Annotated in this window: 19 protein-coding genes; 10 read left to right on the top strand and 9 right to left on the bottom strand. The window is 67.2% G+C overall.

Going from position 1 to position 19,803, the window contains the following annotated elements; genetic code table 11:
* Positions 1–274: 274 nt before the first annotated feature.
* Entirely contained in the window at positions 275–3,646 is a 3,372-nt protein-coding gene (locus AB7E35_RS09945; RefSeq protein ID WP_428163656.1) for an EAL domain-containing protein, read from the top strand.
* A gap of 13 nt (positions 3,647–3,659) precedes the next feature.
* Here the strand turns inward: AB7E35_RS09945 and recQ are convergent, their stop codons facing one another.
* Positions 3,660–5,531 (bottom strand): DNA helicase RecQ, encoded by a 1,872-nt coding sequence (recQ, locus tag AB7E35_RS09940; protein ID WP_428163655.1) that lies wholly within the window; start codon positions 5,529–5,531, stop codon positions 3,660–3,662.
* Between the two features lie 163 nt (positions 5,532–5,694).
* Here recQ and AB7E35_RS09935 point away from each other — a divergent pair, with 163 nt between their 5' ends.
* The 4 genes from AB7E35_RS09935 (at position 5,695) to AB7E35_RS09920 (ending at position 9,154) form a co-directional block, all read left to right on the top strand.
* Positions 5,695–6,729 (top strand): homocysteine S-methyltransferase family protein, encoded by a 1,035-nt coding sequence (locus tag AB7E35_RS09935; protein WP_428163654.1) that lies wholly within the window; start codon positions 5,695–5,697, stop codon positions 6,727–6,729.
* A gap of 48 nt (positions 6,730–6,777) precedes the next feature.
* Positions 6,778–7,431 (top strand): glycine zipper family protein, encoded by a 654-nt coding sequence (locus AB7E35_RS09930; RefSeq protein ID WP_428163653.1) that lies wholly within the window; start codon positions 6,778–6,780, stop codon positions 7,429–7,431.
* Positions 7,432–7,669: 238 nt separating this feature from the next.
* Positions 7,670–8,869 carry a threonine ammonia-lyase gene (locus AB7E35_RS09925; RefSeq protein ID WP_428167483.1) on the top strand — a complete coding sequence of 400 codons (1,200 nt, stop codon included), beginning with the start codon at positions 7,670–7,672 and terminating at the stop codon, positions 8,867–8,869.
* A gap of 123 nt (positions 8,870–8,992) precedes the next feature.
* The gene (locus tag AB7E35_RS09920; RefSeq protein ID WP_428167482.1) at positions 8,993–9,154 is read left to right on the top strand and encodes a hypothetical protein; all 162 of its coding nucleotides are present in this window, start codon (positions 8,993–8,995) and stop codon (positions 9,152–9,154) included.
* A 139-nt stretch (positions 9,155–9,293) separates the two neighbouring features.
* Here AB7E35_RS09920 and AB7E35_RS09915 read toward each other — a convergent pair whose 3' ends face one another.
* Positions 9,294–9,521, bottom strand: a complete 228-nt coding sequence (locus AB7E35_RS09915; protein ID WP_428167481.1) for a hypothetical protein — start codon at positions 9,519–9,521, stop codon at positions 9,294–9,296.
* An 11-nt stretch (positions 9,522–9,532) separates the two neighbouring features.
* Here AB7E35_RS09915 and AB7E35_RS09910 point away from each other — a divergent pair, with 11 nt between their 5' ends.
* Positions 9,533–11,434 (top strand): phosphoenolpyruvate carboxykinase (GTP), encoded by a 1,902-nt coding sequence (locus tag AB7E35_RS09910; RefSeq protein WP_428163650.1) that lies wholly within the window; start codon positions 9,533–9,535, stop codon positions 11,432–11,434.
* A 180-nt stretch (positions 11,435–11,614) separates the two neighbouring features.
* On the opposite strand, the gene AB7E35_RS09905 is transcribed toward AB7E35_RS09910, so the two are convergent.
* Positions 11,615–12,055, bottom strand: coding sequence for a hypothetical protein (locus AB7E35_RS09905; RefSeq protein WP_428163649.1), 441 nt, complete (start codon positions 12,053–12,055; stop codon positions 11,615–11,617).
* A 108-nt stretch (positions 12,056–12,163) separates the two neighbouring features.
* Here AB7E35_RS09905 and AB7E35_RS09900 point away from each other — a divergent pair, with 108 nt between their 5' ends.
* From AB7E35_RS09900 to AB7E35_RS09890, 3 genes are all read left to right on the top strand, one after another.
* Complete coding sequence (locus AB7E35_RS09900; protein ID WP_428163648.1) at positions 12,164–13,162, top strand: LysR family transcriptional regulator; 999 nt, start codon at positions 12,164–12,166, stop codon at positions 13,160–13,162.
* Positions 13,163–13,168: 6 nt separating this feature from the next.
* Entirely contained in the window at positions 13,169–14,014 is an 846-nt protein-coding gene (locus AB7E35_RS09895) for a metallophosphoesterase (protein WP_428163647.1), read from the top strand.
* A gap of 226 nt (positions 14,015–14,240) precedes the next feature.
* Positions 14,241–14,663 carry a universal stress protein gene (locus AB7E35_RS09890; protein WP_428163646.1) on the top strand — a complete coding sequence of 141 codons (423 nt, stop codon included), beginning with the start codon at positions 14,241–14,243 and terminating at the stop codon, positions 14,661–14,663.
* Here AB7E35_RS09890 and AB7E35_RS09885 read toward each other — a convergent pair whose 3' ends face one another.
* Positions 14,664–15,296 (bottom strand): TetR/AcrR family transcriptional regulator, encoded by a 633-nt coding sequence (locus tag AB7E35_RS09885; RefSeq protein WP_428163645.1) that lies wholly within the window; start codon positions 15,294–15,296, stop codon positions 14,664–14,666.
* A gap of 139 nt (positions 15,297–15,435) precedes the next feature.
* On the opposite strand from AB7E35_RS09885, the gene AB7E35_RS09880 reads away from it, so the two are divergent.
* Positions 15,436–16,011 carry a flavin reductase family protein gene (locus tag AB7E35_RS09880; protein ID WP_428163644.1) on the top strand — a complete coding sequence of 192 codons (576 nt, stop codon included), beginning with the start codon at positions 15,436–15,438 and terminating at the stop codon, positions 16,009–16,011.
* Between the two features lie 37 nt (positions 16,012–16,048).
* Here AB7E35_RS09880 and minE read toward each other — a convergent pair whose 3' ends face one another.
* The 5 genes from minE to AB7E35_RS09855 all read right to left on the bottom strand — a co-directional run bounded on the left by minE (position 16,049) and on the right by AB7E35_RS09855 (position 19,722).
* Positions 16,049–16,315 carry a cell division topological specificity factor MinE gene (minE, locus tag AB7E35_RS09875; protein ID WP_047350226.1) on the bottom strand — a complete coding sequence of 89 codons (267 nt, stop codon included), beginning with the start codon at positions 16,313–16,315 and terminating at the stop codon, positions 16,049–16,051.
* Between the two features lie 5 nt (positions 16,316–16,320).
* Positions 16,321–17,136: a septum site-determining protein MinD gene (gene minD, locus AB7E35_RS09870; RefSeq protein ID WP_428167480.1), complete on the bottom strand. Its 816-nt coding sequence runs from the start codon at positions 17,134–17,136 to the stop codon at positions 16,321–16,323.
* 52 nt (positions 17,137–17,188) lie between these two features.
* Positions 17,189–17,938, bottom strand: a complete 750-nt coding sequence (minC, locus tag AB7E35_RS09865; RefSeq protein ID WP_428163642.1) for a septum site-determining protein MinC — start codon at positions 17,936–17,938, stop codon at positions 17,189–17,191.
* A 305-nt stretch (positions 17,939–18,243) separates the two neighbouring features.
* Positions 18,244–18,864: a CDP-diacylglycerol--serine O-phosphatidyltransferase gene (pssA, locus tag AB7E35_RS09860; RefSeq protein WP_428167479.1), complete on the bottom strand. Its 621-nt coding sequence runs from the start codon at positions 18,862–18,864 to the stop codon at positions 18,244–18,246.
* A gap of 69 nt (positions 18,865–18,933) precedes the next feature.
* Positions 18,934–19,722, bottom strand: a complete 789-nt coding sequence (locus AB7E35_RS09855; protein WP_428163640.1) for a crotonase/enoyl-CoA hydratase family protein — start codon at positions 19,720–19,722, stop codon at positions 18,934–18,936.
* Positions 19,723–19,803: the final 81 nt, after the last annotated feature.

Here is a 19,803-nt window from a genome sequence, read left to right as displayed (position 1 = left end):
GCACCCAGTGTCGCAGAGCCGCACCGGGCGCGAAATCCAGCTTCATATTTGCCAGAGTTTGATCTGGCGCAAGACCCCCTCACGCAAGAGCACAGTAGTGACAGTTATAAGACTTCTCGGGCGCTGAACAGGGAAATTGACCTCATTCATTGCGTTTACCAATCGAAACGCTTTTTAATGAATAACTGCACTATTTAGCGCTTGTCTACATTCTGGCGCTGGCGCGCGCAACCCAACACAGGCAGGGGCCTGCCCTGCTTTCACCCCCCAGTACATGATGCACCCCGCACACCACCAAGAATTGCGTCAGTCGCTCGGCTGGCTTTTCGTGCTGCTGGCCGGGCTGTGCCTGGTCTGGGCGCTGCCTGCTCCCAGTGCCGCACGCGGCCTGGCGGGTTACCTGCCGCTGCACACGATGCTGGAGGTTCTCTCCATCTCCATGGCGGCCATGGTGTTCGGCATTGCCTGGGTGACGCAGCAGTACCGCCCCAACGGGCGGGCGCTGATCCTGGGGCTGGGCCTGATGGGCGTGGGCCTGCTGGATTTGACCCACGCCCTGTCCTACGACGGCATGCCCGCCTTCATCACACCCAGCGGGCCCGAGAAGGCCATCAACTTCTGGCTGGCCGCCCGCCTGATGGCGGCCCTGGCCTTGCTGGGCGCCGCACTATGGCCGCGCGACTGGAACGGCCGCCTGGGGCCGCTGGCGCGCCGCGGCGGGCTGGCGGGCGTGTTGCTGACCGTGGGCGCTGTGCACTACGTGCTGCTGTTTCAGTCGCAATGGATGCCCCGCACCTTCATCGCCGGCGAGGGCCTGACAGACTTCAAAATCAACTTTGAATACGGCCTGATTGCCCTGTACCTGGCAGCGGGCCTGGGTTTTCTGACCCACCTGCGCCAGTCGCGCGAGTTTGGCCTGGTGCGCCTGGCGCTGGCTGCCTTCACCCTGGCTGCGGGCGAGTTTTTCTTCACGCTCTACGCCAACGTGACCGACCTGTACAACCTGGCCGGCCATTTGTACAAGTTCATCGCCTGCTGGTTTTTGTACCGGGGGCTGTTCGTGGAGACGGTGCATACCCCCTACCATGAACTGCGCGTCGCCGAGGCCCGCCAGCGTGCCACGCTGGACACGCTGCCCGATCTGCTGTTCGAGCTGAACCGCCAGGGCGTTTACCTGTCGATACACACCAACGAGCCCTCGACCCTTGCGGCGCCAGCCGCCGAGCTGCTGGGCAAATCGGTGGGGCAGATCATGCCCGCCGACAGCGCCGCCACCTGCATGCAGGCGCTGGCCGAGGCCGAGCGCAGCGGATCGGCGCGCGGCCAGCGCATCAGCCTGCAGCTGGCGACAGGGCTGCATCACTTCGAGCTGGCGGTCTCCAAAAAACCCGGCCTTGCAGGCCACGAAGACACCTACCTGATGCTGGCGCGCAACATCACTGCCACGGTGCTGGGCGAGCAGCGCATCCGCTTCGAGTCCCGCCTGAACGCCGCACTGCTGGACTTGCAGCAGCTCGACACCCACGCGCTGGAGGCAGACTTTCTGCGCCGGGGCGTGGAGCATGCCGCGCAGCTGACGGACAGCGCGATCTCGGTGATCTACCTGGTACAGGAAGGCGAGGACGGCAGCGAGATGGCCAGCTGCTCGGCCAGCGCCGCATGCGGCGACTGCGGGCCGTGCCAGTCCACCCTCTGGTCGCAGGCCCTGCGCGAGCGCCGCCCCGTGGTGCTGAATCAGATCGCCGCCTCGGCGTGCGGCGGCCAACCCCAGGCCCCGGAGGACCTGCAACGCCTGGTCAGCCTGCCCGTGGTGGCTGGCGGCAAAGTGCGCATGCTGCTGGGCGTAGCCAACAAGGCCAAAGACTATAGCGACCAGGATCTGCAGGCGCTGCAGACGCTGGCCGATGCCATTTGGCAGCGCACCATCCAGCGCCGCCAGGAGGCAGTGATCCACCGGCTGTCCGAGGCGCTGGAGCAAAGCCCGCACCAGGTGGTCATTACCGATGTGAAGGGCAGCGTCATTTACGTCAACCGGGCCTTCAGCAAGGTCAGCGGCTACACCGCGCAAGAAATCCTGGGGCAAAACCCCCGGATGCTGCAGTCCGGCCTGACACCCAGGAGCATCTATGAAGACATGTGGGGCAAGCTGCCCCAGGGCCAGCCCTGGCAGGGCGAACTGATCAACCGCCGCAAGAATGGCCAGGTCTACACCGAAAGCGCCTCGCTCTACCCGATACGCGATGCGGCGGGACGGGTGACGCATTACGTTGCCCACAAGGAAGACATCACCCCCCAGCGCGAAGCCGAAGAGCGCATCCGTGCGCTGTCCGACTACGACACGCTGACGAGCCTGCTCAACAAGAAAGCCTTTGACGAGCAGCTGGATGCCGCCATCGAAGCCGCCAGCGCTGTGCAGGGCAGGCTCTCGGTGGTGTGGATGGATCTGGACAACTTCAAGGTCATCAACGAAACCATGGGCCACCGGGCGGGCGACGAGCTGCTGGTGGCGCTAGCCAAGCGCCTGCGCAGTTGCATGGGCCCAAAGATCGCGCTGGCGCGCTACTCTGGCGACACCTTCGCGGCCATCGTGCCCGATGCGGATCAGGCTTCGGTGGCGCTGCTGGCGCAGGACGCACTGGCGCAACTGCAAACGCCGCTGGCGGTGCAGGGCAATCAGGTGTCGGTCAGCGCATCCGCAGGCATTGCCGTGTACCCGGGCGATGCCGAAGCCGCCAGCACCCTGGCGGCAGCCGCAGAGGTGGCCATGTACCGCGTCAAGCAGGACGGACGCAACGCGCTGCGCTTTTTCGCGCCCGAGATGCAGGCGCACTCGCAACGCTCGCTGGAGCTGGCGGCCGGCCTCAAGGACGCGGTGCGCAAGGGCGAGCTGTTTCTGGTCTACCAGCCGCAGCGTGCGCTGACCACCGGCGAGCTGGTGGGCGCCGAAGCGCTGCTGCGCTGGCACCACCCCAAGTGGGGCCTGGTGTCGCCGGCCGAATTCATACCGATCGCCGAGCAAAACGGCACCATCGTATCCATCGACATGTGGGTGGTGGAGCATGCCGCCCGCCAGCTGCGCCAATGGGACGACGCCGGCCTGCCGCCGCTGGTGATGGCGGTCAACGTATCGGCGGCGCAGTTTGCCCGGCCCCAGCTGGTCGAAGACCTGCAGGCCATCATGCAGCGCGTGGGCGTGTCGCCCCAGCGCATCGAGGTGGAGCTGACGGAGGCCGTGGCCCTGAAGAACCCCGTGCTGGCCGAGTCCACCCTGCGCGGCCTGCACCAGGTGGGCTTCAGGGTGTCGCTGGACGACTTCGGCACGGGCTATTCGTCCATGAGCTACCTCAAGCGCTACGCCATCGACACACTCAAGATCGACCAGTCGTTCGTGCGCGAGCTGGCCGACGAGGCCAGCAACCAGGCCATTGTGAAGGCCATCATCAAAATGGCGCAAAGCCTGCACATGACGACGATTGCCGAAGGCGTGGAAACCGCCGAACAGGCCACCCTGCTGGACACCTTTGGCTGCGACCACATGCAGGGCTACTGGTACAGCCGCCCGCTGGAGCCTGCCGCCTTCGAGGACTTTGCGCGCAGCAACGCCATGCCCGCCAAGGACGACGACGCGCTCGCCCTGGCGATCTGATAGCCCGGCCGCACTAAGCGCCCGGCGCCCCTGCGCCGCACACCCGCAGCACCTCTTCGCCGTAGGCCTGCAGCTTCTTCGCTCCCATGCCGCTGATGCCCTGCAGGTCTTGCAGTGTGGCCGGGGCGCGCTCGGCAATCGCCGCCAGCGTGGCGTCGTGAAAGATCACATAAGCCGGAAGGTTGTGCTCTCGCGCCACCTCGGCGCGCCAGGCCTTCAGGTTGATGAAGCGCACCTGCGCCTGCTGCCCCAGGCTGGCGGCGGCCGCGGGCGGCGCGCTGGTGCGGCGCGACTTTCTGGCTGCAGCCGCTGCCGTGGCCTCGCGCAGCAGCACGCGCTGCTCGCCACGCAGCACGGGGCGCGAGCCAGCCGTCAGCGCCAGCGTGTCAAAACTGTGCCCGCCCTCCGTCGCTACCTTGTGCAGGCCCACGGCGCCAGCAGCCAGCAGCTGGCGCAGCACGCCGCGCAATTGCGCCTCGGTGTAATCCTTGCCCAGGCCAAAGGTGGACAGCTTTTCATGGCCGAACTGCGTGACCTTGTCCGTCACCTTGCCGCGCACGATGTCCAGGATGTGGCCCGTGCCGAAAGTCAGCCTACTGGCCTCGTGCACGCGATAGATGGTCGATAGCAGCTTGCGCGCGGCGTCGGTGCCGTCCCACACCGCGGGCGGATTCAGGCAGTTGTCACAATTTCCGCAGGGTTGTGAGGCCTCGCCAAAGTACGCCAGCAGCCGCACGCGCCGGCAGTCGGTGGCCTCGGCCAGGCCCAGCAGCGCATCCAGCTTGCCGCGCATCACGGCCTTGAAATCCTCGGCCGCGGGGCTCTCGTCGATCATGCGGCGCTGGTTCACCACGTCCTGCAGGCCATAGGCCATCCAGGCGTCGGCGGGCAGACCATCACGGCCGGCGCGGCCCGTTTCCTGGTAGTAGCCCTCGATGTTCTTGGGCATGTCCACATGGGCGACAAAGCGCACGTCCGGCTTGTCGATGCCCATGCCAAACGCAATGGTCGCCACCATCACGATGCCGTCCTCGCGCAAAAAACGGTCCTGGTGGCGCTGGCGCACCTCGGGTGGCAGGCCCGCGTGGTAGGGCAGCGCATTCAGGCCAGCCTGGCACAGCGTGTCGGCCAGCTCCTCCACGCGCTTGCGCGACTGGCAATACACCACGCCCGCATCCTCCGGGTGCTCGCGCTCGATGAAGCGCAGCAACTGCGTGGTGGCATCCTTTTTTTCCTCGATGCGGTAGCGGATGTTGGGCCGGTCAAAGCTGCTGACGAACTGCCGGGCGTCTTGCAACTGCAGGCGCTCGACGATGTCGGCGCGCGTGAGCGCATCGGCCGTGGCCGTCAGCGCAATGCGCGGCACGCCGGCGTAGCGCTGGTGCAGCACCGTCAGCTGGCGGTACTCGGGCCGAAAGTCGTGGCCCCACTGGCTCACGCAATGCGCCTCGTCGATGGCAAACAGGCTCAGCTGCCCGCGCGCATGCAGGTCGTCGAGCAGGCCCAGAAAGCGCTCGGTCGTCACGCGCTCGGGCGCGGCGTACAGCAGCGTGATCTCACCACGCGCCAGGCGCCGCTCGACGTCCAGCGTCTGCTGCCAGTCGAGCGTGGAGTTGAGAAACGCCGCATCCACCCCCGCCTCGTGCAACGCGCCCACCTGGTCGTGCATCAACGCAATCAGCGGCGAGACCACCACCGTCACACCCCGCCCCGCATCGCGCCGAACGATGGCCGGCACCTGGTAGCACAGGCTTTTGCCGCCGCCCGTGGGCATCAGCACCAGCGCATCGCCGCCGTCGATCACATGGTCAACGATGGCCTGCTGCGGGCCACGGAACTGCTCGTAGCCAAAGACATCGTGCAGGACGAAATGGGCGGGGGACAAGCTGGATGACTCTCTTTTGGATAGCTGCTGGCGCTTATTCAATAGACGCTGGATACGCTTTCTGCCGATGAAACGCGGTCATGCGGATCGCCCGGACATGGCGCAAAGCCCGTTATTGTGCGCCTGCCACCGGGGCTGGCCCCGGCTTCCTACAATCGCCCCCATGACCCTGCCCCACTACACCCGCGCGCAAGCGCTGCCCGCCATGCTTGAGCAGCGCATCGTCATCCTGGACGGTGCCATGGGCACGATGATTCAACGCTTTCGGCTGACCGAGGCCCACTACCGGGGCGAGCGTTTCAAGGACTTTGCGCGCGACGTGAAGGGCAACAACGAGTTGCTGAGCCTGACGCGCCCCGACGTGATTCGCGACATTCACGAGGGCTATCTGGCCGCCGGCGCCGACCTGATCGAGACCAACACCTTTGGCGCCACCACCATCGCGCAGGACGACTACGGCATGGCCGATCTGGCCTACGAGATGAACCTGCAAAGCGCCCGGCTGGCGCGCGCGGCCTGCGACAAGTTCAGCACGCCCGACCAGCCGCGCTTTGTGGCGGGCGCTCTGGGCCCCACGCCCAAGACGGCCAGCATCAGCCCCGACGTGAACGACCCCGGCGCGCGCAACATCAGCTTCGAGCAGCTGCGCGCGGCCTACCTGCAGCAGACGCTGGCGCTGATCGAGGGCGGCGCCGACGTGCTGCTGGTGGAGACGATTTTTGACACCCTCAACGCCAAGGCGGCGCTGTTTGCGATTGACGAGGCGTTCGAGCAGACCGGCGAATGCCTGCCCATCATGATCAGCGGCACCGTGACCGATGCGTCGGGCCGCATCCTGAGCGGGCAGACCGTAACCGCCTTCTGGCACAGCGTGCGCCATGCCAACCCGCTGTCGGTGGGCCTGAACTGCGCGCTGGGCGCGGCGCTGATGCGCCCCTACATCCAGGAGCTGGCCCGCGCCGCGCCCGACACCTTCATCAGCTGCTACCCCAACGCCGGCCTGCCCAACCCGATGAGCGACACCGGCTTTGACGAAACGCCTGAGGTGACCAGCCGCCTGGTGCACGAGTTTGCGGCCGAGGGGCTGGTCAACATCGTGGGCGGCTGCTGCGGCACCACGCCCGACCACATCGGCGCCATTGCCCGCGCCGTGGCGCCGGTGGGCGCGCGGCGGCTGTTTCAGGCCGAAGCGGCCTGAGGGCCAGGCGCCCGCGTCCAGTCATCGCAATGGAATGGACATGGCCCCATGCGACAGCCTGAGCACCAACTGACCGCCGCACGCCCCACGGCAGCAGCGCTGGCCGTCTGCCTGGCACTGTGCGGCTGCGCTGCACCGAACCCGACCCCTTCGTCAGCGACCGAATCACCCCCCGCCGCAGACGCCCGCGCCCGCTACGACGCCGACCTGCAGGCCTGCCGCAGTCGCGCCCAGCAGGTGGGCGTGCTGACCGAGGCGCTGGACGCCGTGGTGCAGGGCGCTCTGGTGGCGGGCTTTCTGGCGTGGGGGCTGGCGCGCAGCGACACCGGCGTGCGCGACTGGGCGCTGGCGGGCGGTGCGATGGCTGGCGCGTCCCAGGGGCTGCAGGCACTGGAGCGGCGGCGCCAGCTGGTTGCGCAGTGCATGGCGGGCTTGGGCCACCGGCTCGCGCCGCCGGCCACCGCTGCCTATGCGCCCCAAACCTTGCCGCACGGGTATGCCGCCCCGCCAGCCGCAACGCGGCCTGTCGGTGCCGACGCCTTCAGCGCCGAGCGCCTGGCGCGCGCGCAGGCCTGCCACGCCCAGCCGGTGGCCACGCTGGCGGCCAAGGGGCCAGGCTTTGAGACTTACACCGTGCCTTGCAGCAACGGCGACGCGCTGGCCGTTCGCTGCGAGTTCGGCAATTGCCGCGTGTTGCGCTGATTTGCTACTTTATTAATAGCATTTGGCGCTTGATTTAATGGGGCCAGGTGCTAAAAAAGCCCCATTTTTTGGGTGCTGCAGGCATTTGCAGCACTTGGCGGGCGTGCCAAAGCGTATCGACAGCCGTCTGCAGGCAAAAAATCACAATAAAAACCGCCTCCAGCCCTTATCAATAAAGCGCTGACAGCTATGCTTACAGTAGCAACGCAGTCCCGATCGCGCTGCGCCACAATGCGGCATGCTCACTTTTCAAGACATCCAGCAAGCCGCCGATCGCCTGCACGGTCAGTTGCTGCACACGCCCTGCCTGGAGTCGCGCACGCTGTCGCAGATCGTGGGCGCGCAGGTGTTCCTCAAGTTTGAGAACCTGCAGTTCACCGCCTCGTTCAAAGAGCGCGGCGCCTGCAACAAGCTGAGCCTGCTGACGCCGCAAGAGCGCGCGCGCGGCGTGGTCGCCATGAGCGCGGGCAACCATGCCCAGGGCGTGGCCTACCACGCGCAGCGACTGGGGCTGCGGGCGGTGATCGTCATGCCGCGCTTTGCGCCCGCGGTGAAGGTGGACCGCACCCGCGGCTTTGGCGCAGAGGTGGTGCTGCACGGCGACACGCTGGAAGAAGCCCGCGCGCACGCCTACCAGCTGGCCGATGCGCAGGGCCTGACCTTTGTGCACCCGTATGACGACGAGGCCGTGGCCGCCGGCCAGGGCACGCTGGTGCTGGAGATGCTGGCCGCCCAGCCCGACCTGGATGCGCTGGTGGTGTCGGTGGGCGGCGGCGGACTGCTGGCGGGCATGGCCACGGCGGCGCGCGCCATCAAGCCGGGCATCGAAATCGTGGGCGTGCAGACGACGCGGTTTCCGGCAATGGTCAATGCCATCAAGGGCACGCACCACGCGCAGGGCACGTCATCGATTGCCGAGGGCATTGCCGTGGGGCAGCCGGGGCAGATGACGCGGCAGATCATTGCCCGCCTGGTGGACGACCTGCTGCTGGTCGATGAGGGCGACATCGAGCAGGCGGTGCTGATGCTGCTGGAGATTGAAAAAACCCTGGTCGAGGGCGCGGGCGCCGCCGGGCTGGCGGCGCTGGTGCGCCACCCCGGGCGCTTTGCCGGCAAAAAGGTGGGGCTGGTGCTCAGTGGCGGCAATATCGACCCGCTGCTGCTCGCGGCCATCATCGAGCGCGGCATGGTGCGCTCGGGACGGCTGGCGCGCATCACCGTCAGCGCGCGCGATGTGCCCGGCATGCTGGCGCGCATCACGGCCATCGTGGCCGAGACGGGCGCCAACATCGAAGAGGTGCACCACCAGCGCGCCTTCACCCTGCTGGCGGCGCAGAACGTGGAGATCGAGCTGGTGCTGCAAACCCGCGGCCAGGCGCATGTGCAGCAGGTGCTGGACATGCTGCACGCGGCGCAGATGCAGGCGCAGCTGCGCTAGTGCAGCGCGGCGCGCTGGCATCGCAGCCGCCACGCATGCGGGTTATGCCCGTGCCCGCGGCCGCGGCGCTGTGGCTAAACTTTGGCGCATCACAGGCAACCGCCACCACAGGAGACCCGCCCCATGGCCCATGACCACCACATTGCCCCCAACGCCGCCGACGTCGAGGCCGCCCAGGCCACCGACGCCGCCGAATCCGTGGTGCACCTGATCCCCGTGGTGATTCCGGCGGTGGGTGCGGCGATGATGTTTCTGCTGGCTTTCATTGCCGTGCATATGGCTTGAACGTAGCAGCACGCCTGCGCCCCCCGATGACCTGCAAGCCCCGCCCCGGCGGGGCTTGTTTTTTTGGCAATCCGGCAGCCGCTTGCGCCACAGCGACCGCAAAGGCCTCCTGCACCACCGCAGCATAAGCCGCATAACCTCATGCGTCTTTTGCATTATTTTGCCCACTGACGGAAAGACAAACCGGGGGCATCTTCATAGAATCGTCACTTTTGCCGGGTTGCCCGGGTGCCATTGCCAGCGCCCCCAACCCCGGCTCACGCAAACCCAGCTGTTTTTTCAAAGACAAGGCAGCCTCTTGCCGCGCAGACGCGTTGCACTGCGCACCGGCCCGCCGTCTTTCAAAAGACTGTTTTTTCAACTTCAAAGCGCCCTCCGATGAACGCACCCACCATGCAAGGCCTGAACATTCAGGCGCCCGCTTACGTCAAAAACGCCCGGCTGATCGCCTGGGTGGCCGAGATGGCTGCTCTATGCAAGCCCGACAGCATCTACTGGTGCGACGGCTCGCAGCAAGAGTACGACCGCCTGTGCCAGCAGTTGGTCGATGCCGGCACTTTCAAGAAACTCAACCCCGCCAAGCGCCCGGGCAGCTTTCTGGCCTGGTCCGACCCGTCGGACGTGGCCCGCGTGGAAGACCGCACCTACATCTGCTCCGAGAAGCAGGAAGACGCAGGCCCGACCAACAACTGGATGGCCCCTGCCGAGATGCGCGCCACCCTGCAGCCGCTGTTTGACGGCTGCATGCGCGGGCGCACCATGTACGTGGTGCCCTTCAGCATGGGCCCGCTGGGCAGCCACATTGCCCACATCGGCGTGGAGCTGACAGACAGCGCCTACGTGGCCGTGAACCAGAAGCTGATGACCCGCATGGGCAAGGCCGTGTACGACGTGCTGGGCACCGACGGCGATTTCGTGCCCTGCATGCACACCGTGGGCGCGCCGCTGCAGCCCGGCGAGAAGGATGCCACCAGCTGGCCCTGCAACCCCAAGGTCAAGTACATCGTCCACTACCCCGAGACGCGCGAGATCTGGTCCTACGGCTCGGGCTACGGCGGCAACGCGCTGCTGGGCAAGAAATGCCTGGCGCTGCGCATCGCCTCCACCATGGGCCGCGCGGCCTCGCAGGAACCCGCTGGCAACCCGGGCTGGCTGGCCGAGCACATGCTCATCCTGGGCGTGACCAGCCCGCAGGGCAAGAAGTACCACGTCGCAGCCGCCTTCCCCAGCGCCTGCGGCAAGACCAATTTCTCCATGCTGGTGCCGCCCGAAGCCGGCTTTGCGGGCTGGAAGGTGACCACCATCGGTGACGACATCGCCTGGATCAAGCCCCACGCCGACGGCAAGATGTACGCCATCAACCCCGAAGCCGGCTACTTTGGCGTGGCTCCCGGCACCAACATGCACACCAACCCCAACTGCATGCGCAGCCTGGACAAGGACGTGATCTTCACCAACGTCGCTCTGACCGACGACGGCGACGTGTGGTGGGAAGGCATGGAGAAAGACCACGGCGGCGCGCTGCCCGACCACCTGATCGACTGGCAAGGCAAGGACTGGACGCCGCAAATCGCCAAGGAAACCGGCGCCAAGGCCGCGCACCCCAACTCGCGCTTCACCGTGGCCGCCACCAACAACCCGGCCCTGGACCCCGAGTGGGACAACCCCGCTGGCGTGCCCATCGACGCCTTCATCTTCGGCGGCCGCCGCTCCACCACCGTGCCGCTGGTGACCGAGGCGCGCAACTGGACGGAAGGCGTCTATATGGCCGCCACGATGGGCTCCGAGACCACCGCCGCCGCCTTTGGCGCGCAGGGCGTGGTGCGCCGCGACCCGTTCGCCATGCTGCCGTTCTGCGGCTACAACATGAGCGACTACTTCCAGCACTGGCTGAACATCGGGCGCAATCTCGAAAGCACAGGCCACAGCCTGCCCAAGGTCTTTTGCGTGAACTGGTTCCGCAAGGACGAAGGCGGCAAATTTGTCTGGCCCGGCTACGGCGACAACATGCGCGTGCTCAAGTGGATGCTGGACCGCATCGAGGGCCAGGCCCAGGGCCAGGAGACGATGTTCGGCGTGGCCCCGCAATATGCCGAGATCAACTGGACCGGCCTGTCGTTCAGCGCCGACCAGTTCAACACGGTGACCAGCATCGACAAGGCCGCCTGGACCGAAGAGCTGAAGCTGCACGCCGAGCACTTCGACAAGCTGGCCTACCACCTGCCGCAAGAGTTGCTGGCCACCAAGGCCGCACTGGAAAAGCGTCTGGCTGCCGCCTGAGTCTGACGCCGCGCACCGCGGGCGGCATCAGTCGCCCGCAGGTCACGCAGCCCCCGGCCCCGCAGCCACCCCCCCGTGGCGCGGGGTTTTTTCTTGTGTGACCAGCATGGGCGCACCGCAACAAAAAGGGCACCCGAAGGTGCCCTGGCGTTCCGGGGTGCCCGGCAAGCGGGCGCCGGTTCAGGCGTAGCGGCGCATGTCCTCGACGGCAATGCCGTTCATGGCGCGGCTCAGGTCAGCCATGACGCGGGCATCGTGCAGGGCGGCGTTCCAGGTCTTCTCGTCGTCGGCCTCTCGCTGGCGTGCCTGCATCCAGGCCCGGCGTGCGGTGCGCAGCGCCACCACCGCATTCCTGGCTGGCGCGGACAGCAGCGCCGGGGCCGTAAACGCGATCGCCCACAGCACCATCCATCCGGCGACCAGGTGGCCGTCGCCCCAGGCGTCCACCATCTGGTTGGCCGCCACCAGCAGGGCCGACACCAAAGCGGCCACCAGCAAAGACGCCGCGCCACGCGCGCCGTCGAAGCGGGCCACGATCTGGCGCAGGTGATTCACGCCGCCCTCGATGCGGGCAATGCCGCGGTGCTCGGGGTGAAAGTCGATGTGTACAAACTTGGTCATGATGAAAACCCTTTGATGCCGCTTGTGGCGAAATTGCCGGGCGATGTCGCAATCCTAGGGTTTACCCTGTGCATTGTCTAATTTATATGTTGAATCATCGACATTCATATGCTTGATGATGCAGACCCCGCCCCGCTGAACTTCCGCACCCTGGATCTGAACCTTCTGCGGGTTTTTGATGAAGTGATGGCGGAGCGCAACCTGACCCGCGCGGCCGAGAAACTGGCCATCACCCAGCCGGCGGTCAGCAATGCGCTGCGCCGCCTGCGCGAGGCCGTGGGTGACGAGCTGGTAGTGCGCCGCGGCAACGGCGTGGAGCCCACGCCGCGCGCTCTGGCGCTATGGCCCACCGTGCGCCAGGCGCTGGCGCAGCTGCAGGAGTCGCTGGCGCCGGGGCACTTCGACCCGGCCACGGCGCAGACCACGTTTGTGCTGGCCATGGCCGATGCCACAGGCGCCACGCTGATTCCGCCGCTAATCGAAATCGTGGAACGCGAGGCGCCCGGCATCTCGCTGCGCGTGGTGCCGCTGACCACGCGCGACCCACGCCGTCTGCTGGACGACCAAAGCATTGATCTGGCGGTGGGCTACTTTCCGGCGGTGCTGACCGACCTGACCGCGCGGGCGCAGTCCGACAGCCTGGTGGCGCACGACAGCGCACGCCTGTACGAGGGCCAGTACGTCTGCGCGATGCGCGCAGGCCACCCGCTGGCAGGCGCGCTGCTGACGCTGGACCGGTTTTGCGCCGCGCGCCATCTGCTGGTGAGCTTTTCAGGCAAACCCTATGGCTTCATCGACGAGGCGCTCACCGCGCTGGGGCGCGACCGGCGCATCGTGCTCACCGTCAACCAGTTCTTCACCGCCGGCCGCGTGGTGGCTACGTCGGATCTGCTTACCGTACTGCCGCATCACTTTGTCGGCGTAGCCAATGCAGGCGGCGAGCTGATCTGGCGCCCGCTGCCCATGCCCTTGCCCGCCGTGCACGTGGACGCGCTGTGGCACCGCCGCCGCAGCCTGGACCCCGCCCACCGCTGGCTGCGCAATGCCGTCGCGCGCAGCGCGCAACATGCCGGCGCCCATCACGCGCCAGAGTTTCCTGCACCCTGACACCCCATGAAGCTGCAACTGCTGTCCGACCTGCACCTGGAGGTGCACCCCCACTTCAGCCCCAGCCCGGCCCCGGGCGCCGACTTGCTGGTGCTGGCCGGCGACATCGGCTCGTACCAAAGCGGCTCGCAGCTGACGGACGACGACTTCGGACTGGCGCGCTTTTCACCCCTGCCGCAATACGCCGGCTGGCCCACGCCGGTGGTGTTCGTGCCCGGCAACCACGAGTACGACATGCAGGACTTCGACGCGGCCCACGACCGCCTGCGCCGCACCTGCGACCGCCTGGGCCTGATCTGGCTGGAGCGCGCCAGCGCGGTGCTGCAAGGCGTGCGCCTGGTGGGCACCACGCTATGGAGCGACTTTGACGCCCTGGCCGACCACGGCGCCATCACCGACCTGGGCCAGCGGCTGCGCCAGCGCGAGAAAGCCTTTCGCGCGGCCAATTACTACCTGGCCAAAACCGGCACCACCCGCGGCGGCGCGCCGTTTCTGGCGCCACAGGTGCGCGACCAGGCCCTGGCCTGCCAGGCCTGGCTGCGCGAGGCCCTGGCCCAGCCTCATGACGGCCCCACAGTCGCCATCACGCATTTCGCGCCCAGCCTGCGCAGCGCCGACCCGCGCTACGGCCTGGTGCCCGGCACCGCCGGTTTTTGCAGCGCCCTGGACGACTGCCTGCCCCATGCCCGCCTGTGGCTGCATGGCCACCTGCACGCGCCCAGCGACTACCTGGCCCAGGGCAGCCATGCCGACGGCACGCCCTGGTCCTGCCGCGTGGTGGCCAATCCGCTGGGCTACGCCCGCAAAGCGGAACAGGCCGGCTTTCTGCCGCAGTGCGTGCTGACCGTATGATGCTTATGGGCGTCAGGAGGCTGTCAGATTCAAGGCGCCAAAGGCAACAGGCAAGCCCCGGCCAGCACCGCTCTGGCCGGGTTTGCAGCCGGTGATTTGCGGTTTGGACAGCCTCCTGCGCCCAAGGTCGGCGCACGACGGAACCACGAGCCAGGCCTGGGGCTGCCTCCCGGGCCACAGGCGCGGACGCTGATTAGACTGATACCCCGTTACCGGAGAACCTTACATGAACATCCTGCTCGCTGTCGACGGCAGCAAATACACCAAGAAAATGCTGGCCTACCTGGCTGCGCATGACGAAATGCTGGGCACCAATCACGCCTACACGGCCATCACGGTGCAGCCGCAACTGCCCCCGCGCGCGCGCGCTGCGCTGGGCAAGGAAGTGGTAGAGAAGTACTACGCCGAAGAGGGCGACAAGGTGCTGGCACCCGTGGTCAAGTTCATGGGCCGCCACGGTGTGGATCTCAAGACCGTCACCAAGGTGGGACATGCCGGCGAGACCATCGCCAAGGTGGCCGAGTCCGGCAAGTTCGACCTGGTCGTCATGGGCACGCATGGCCACGGCTCGCTGGGCAAACTGGTGATGGGCTCGGTCAGCACGCAGGTGCTGGCCAACTGCGACGTGCCGGTGCTGCTGGTGCGCTGATCAGCCCGCCAACGCGACGGGCCCTGGGGTCAGGCCGCTCAGGCAGATGTCCATGACCCAGTCGATGATGCGCTCGTCGGCATGGCCCAGGTCGCGCAGCATGTACAACATGGGGTCTGCGCTGCGTGCCAGCAGCGCGCACAAGATCACTTCGGGCGGCAGATCACGGCGCAGCGCGCCCTCGGCCTGGGCCTGCACGACCCAGCCCCTGATGCGGACATGCACCTGCCGCATCGCCGCCTGGTAGGCGTCGCAGTCGCGCAGCGCCTGGGCCAGCGCGGAGCTGCGGCCAGGCAAAAGCGGCACCTCTTCGGTCAGTTGCCGATGCAGGGACCAGCGCAGCAGCGCCTGCAGGCGCTGCAGGGCGGTCAGCTCGGCGGGTAGCCCGTCCATCACGCGCTGCAGGCGCTCCACCACATGCACCATGGCGGCGGCGCACAGGTCGTCCTTGCCGGCAAAGTGCTTGTACAGGCTGGCCTTGGCAATGCCCGCGTGGGCGGCCACCTCGTCCACCGTCATGGTCTCGAAGCCTTTTTCGCCCAGCAGACGGCTGGCAGCCTCGACGATGGCATCCTCGCGCGCCTGGTGCATCTGCGCCTTGAAGGACGGTCGGGGCAAGGGCAAGGTATTCATGCGCTGCATGTTAGCCAGCCTTGGGTAACCGGGGAGCCGATAACCCTATCGGCGCCGCATCCCCATCGGCGCGGCGGCGGACGGATAATGGCAACCCGCATTTGACTGCCGCGCCGCCTTCTGAGCGCCTTCCCCCCTCGTGAACAGCTCCCCGCCCCGTCCGTCCGCCAGCCCCCTGACAGCCAGCCAGCCGCCTGCTTTTGCCCCGCGCGAGTTTCGCGACGCGCTGGGCATGTTCGCCACGGGCGTGACCATCGTCACGGCTTGCGGCGCCGATGGGGCGCTGTTCGGCTTGACGGCCAACTCGTTCAACTCGGTGTCGCTCGATCCGCCGCTGGTGCTGTGGAGCCTGGGGCACAAATCCTCTTCGCTGCAGGCATTCACCAGCGCCACGCATTACGCCATCAATGTGCTGACGGTGAACCAGCGCGCGCTGGCCGAGCGCTTTGCCACGCGCGGCATCGACCGCTGGGCCGGCGTGGCCCACCGGCCCGGCCTCAGCGGTGCGCCCGTGATCGAAGGCGCGGCGGCGGTGTTCGAGTGCGCCAACCGCAGCCAGTACGTGGAGGGCGACCACACGATCTTCGTGGGCCAGGTAGAGCACTGCAGCCACCGGGAGGGCGCCTCGCCCCTGCTGTACCACGGCGGCGTGTTCTATACCGAGCACGCGCTGGGCCGCCTGTCGGCCAGCGCGGCGGGCCCGCTGGACAAGTAGCCGCCAGGGCTGTGGCCCGGGCGCTTGCCCCAAGTGCTTACTTGGCCGCCGTGTCGGGCAGCTCGATCTTGACTTCGAGCACTTCCAGGTCGTCCTGGCGCTCGAAGTTCACCTTCAGATCCTCGGCATTGATCTTCACGTACTTGGAGATCACCGCCACCAGTTCGCGCTGCAGTGCGGGCAGGTAGTCGGGCTGGCCGACGCCGCGGCCGCTGCGCTCGTGCGCCAGGATGATCTGCAGGCGCTCCTTGGCCACCGAGGCCGTCTTTTTCTTCTCCCCCAGCAGGAAGGACAGCAGGGACATGGCCATTACCTCCCGCCGAAGATGCGCTTGAAGAAGCCGGGCTTGACCGCCTCGATGAAGCGCAGGGGCTTTTCCTCGCCCAGAAAGCGCGCCACCACGTCCTTGTAGGCCTCGGACACGTCGGTGCCCGCCAGGTGGATGGCCGGCAGGCCCTGGTTGGAGGCCTGCAGCACGCTTTCGGACTCGGGGATCACGCCGATCAGCTGGATGCGCAGGATGTCCTGGATGTCCTCCAGGCTCAGCATCTGGCCGTCTTCCACGCGGTGCGGGTTGTAGCGCGTGATCAGCAAATGCTCCTTGATGGGCTCGCCGCCCTCGATGGCGCGGCGGGTCTTGCTGCTGAGCATGCCCAGGATGCGGTCGGAGTCGCGCACGCTGGACACCTCGGGGTTGGTCACCAGCAGCGCCTCGTCGGCAAAGTGCATGGCCATCAGCGCGCCGCTTTCGATGCCGGCGGGCGAGTCGCAGACGATGTAGTCAAAGCCCATGTCGGACAGGTCTTTGAGCACCTTTTCCACGCCGTCCTGCGTCAGCGCTTCCTTGTCGCGCGTCTGGCTGGCGGCCAGGATGAACAGGTTGTCGCACTGCTTGTCCTTGATGAGGGCCTGGTTCAGGTTGGCCTCGCCCTGGATCACGTTGATCAGGTCATACACCACGCGGCGCTCGCAGCCCATGATGAGGTCCAGGTTGCGCAGGCCGACGTCAAAGTCGATGACGGCGGTCTTGTGGCCGGCGAGCGCCAGGCCCGATGCGAAGGCGGCACTGGTGGTGGTCTTGCCCACGCCCCCCTTGCCGGAGGTCACGACGACGATTTTGGCCATGTTCTGAGAGGTCCTTGCGTTGCGGTCTGTGGAGTAAGAAAGGGAAATACGGTCACAGCGGCTCGATGAGCAGCTTCTCGCCGTCCAGCCGCACCTGGGCCGGCTTGCCGCGCACGTTGTCGGGCAGCTCGGTCTCGGTGGTGCGGTAAATGCCTGCCACGGAGACCAGCTGCGGCTCCATGCAGGTGCTGAAAATACGGGCGCTGGTGTCGCCGCGGGCGCCAGCGATGGCGCGGCCGCGCAGCGGCGCGTACACGTGGATGTTGCCGTCGGCGATCACCTCGGCGCCAAAGCTCACCATGGCCAGCACCACCAGGTCCGAGCCGCGCGCATACACCTGCTGGCCCGAGCGCAGCGGCTTGTCCACCACCACGGTGCCCGGGGCCGGCACGGGCACTTCGCGCACCACCTCCACCTCGCGAACCACCTCGTGGATCACCTCCCGCGGGGGCTGCACGCGCGCGTGCTGCACGTCGGGCGCGGCAATCAGACCCGCCACTTCATGGGCCGCCTGCATCTGCGCGCCGCTGCCACCGCGCACCGCCACCGGCCGGGTGCGATGGCTGCGCAGCGTCTGCACCAGTGCGGCAAAGTCGATGGGCTGCGGCTCGTCGTGAACGGCCGACAGGTCGATCACCACCGGGTCATTGTCAAAAAATTCGGGGTCGTCGGCCCTGCGGGCGGCCAGCTCGGCAGCGATGACGGAAACATCAACGGTCTTGAGCACCACGGCCACCACGGGCAGCTGGGCGCTCTTGAGGTCTAGGAGGGTGCGGGCGTGGCCCGCCGTGTCAACGGCCATGGAGCGGATCGGGGTGGAAAGGCAGGCGCCGCGCCGCGGCCCCTGGAAGCCGCAAAGTGTACCCGCGCTGCGCCGCTGCCACCGAGTCAGGAAGTGCGGCAAAAACAGGCGCGCCCCAGGCCAGGGCAGCCGTGGATCTGGCTTCGCCAGTCCACCGGCTGCGTCCCCCTTCCCGCCGCGCGCAGCGCGGCGAGAGAAGGGGCTGAGGGGCGCGGCTCCAAGCCTGCCTGCGCAGGGTTGGACGTCCCCGAAGAGCTGCCGCCTCTGGCGGCCGCGCCGAGGCGCGTCAGCGTCTCAGGGGGTTGTCAGAATTTCGGAATGCGGATGCGGCTGATCATCAGCGAGCCCGACAGCGCAAACAGCAGCACCAGCGGATGCAGCGTGAAGCCCGCAATCAGCACCTTGCCCAGCCACAACTGCTCGCGCACCGCGCCCTGGCTGGCGGCCAGCGCCAGCAGGCCCACCAGCACGATGGAGGTGGGAATGGGCGTGCCCTCGAAGTGCCTGACCTTGCCGCCCTCGTCCGAGAGCGTCTCGGCCGTGACGTTGTAGCGCGCCAGGCGCGACACGCCGCAGGCCACGAAAAAGGCCAGCACCACGCGGTCGTACAGGCCCTGCATGCCGCAGGCGTAGGCGATGATGGCCGGGGCCACGCCGAACGAGATCACGTCGGCCAGCGAATCCAGCTCGCGCCCCATGGCCGAGGTCTTTTGCCGCCAGCGCGCGACGCGCCCGTCCAGCACGTCGAACACCAGCGCCGCCAGCACCAGCGCGCAGGCAAAGTACACATGGCGCACGTCCGACGTTTCCAGGTAGGTCATCGACGAGAACAGCGCCCCCACGCCGCACACCGCGTTGCCCAGCGTGAACCAGTCCGCGAGGTGGAACTCGCGGATCATCGAGAAGCGTTTGTGGGGAGATGCCATGGCGGCATTATCAAGCGCCTGCCCCGGCTTTTTCGTGTACGCGTTGGCTGATAAGGCGCGCGCCCCGGGTCACTGAAAGCGCGGCGCGCGCTTTTCAATGAAGGCGGTGACGGCTTCGCGGTGGTCGGCCGTCTTGTGGGCGATGGCCTGGTAGCCGGCCGACAGCTCCAGCAGCGACGCCAGCGTGGCGCCCTGCCCCTCGCGCAGCAGCCGCTTGGTCATGCGCATCACGGCGCCGGGATTGGCGGCGATTTTTTCGGCCAGCGCGCGCGCCGTGGGCAGCAGCTGCTCGGCCGGCACCACGCGGCTGACCAGGCCGCAGGCCAGAGCCTCCTGGGCACTGATGGCATCGCCGGTGAAGGCCATCTCTGCGGCCTTGGCCATGCCCACGGCGCGCGGCAGCAGCCAGGCGCCGCCGTCGCCGGGCACGATGCCCACGCGCACGAAGCTCTCGGCAAAGGTGGCCGTGTCGGCGGCGATGCGGATGTCGCACATGCAGGTCAGATCCAGCCCCGCGCCAATGGCCGGGCCGTTGACGGCGCAGATCACCGGCACGTCCAGCTGGTGCATCGCCAGCGGGATCTGCTGGATGCCCTGGCGGTATTCCTCGCGGATCAGGTCGGGCGTGAGCGCGTCGTCAAAGAAGCGCTTCATGTCCTTGACGTTGCCGCCCGAGCTGAACACCGGTCCGGCGCCGGTCAGGATGATGACCTTGACGCTGGCGTCCTTGCGCACGGCGTCGCACAGCTGCACGAACTCCTGCACTGCCGTATTGCCGGTGAGCGCGTTGCGCGTCTCGGGCTGGTTCATGGTGGCGGTGAGGATGCCGCCGCCCTGTTCGATGGTCAGAAATGTCATGGTGTCTCCCTTATCAAAAATAATAGCTGCTAGCGCTTGATTTACCTGGGCTAGAGGCGTTTTTGGCTTGCCTGATGGCGG

The organism is Diaphorobacter sp., from assembly GCF_050251835.1.
Lineage (GTDB): Bacteria > Pseudomonadota > Gammaproteobacteria > Burkholderiales > Burkholderiaceae_C > JBFXIE01.
Note: the sequence above shows the minus strand (reverse complement) of the source record. Positions and strands in the feature narration are given on the sequence as shown.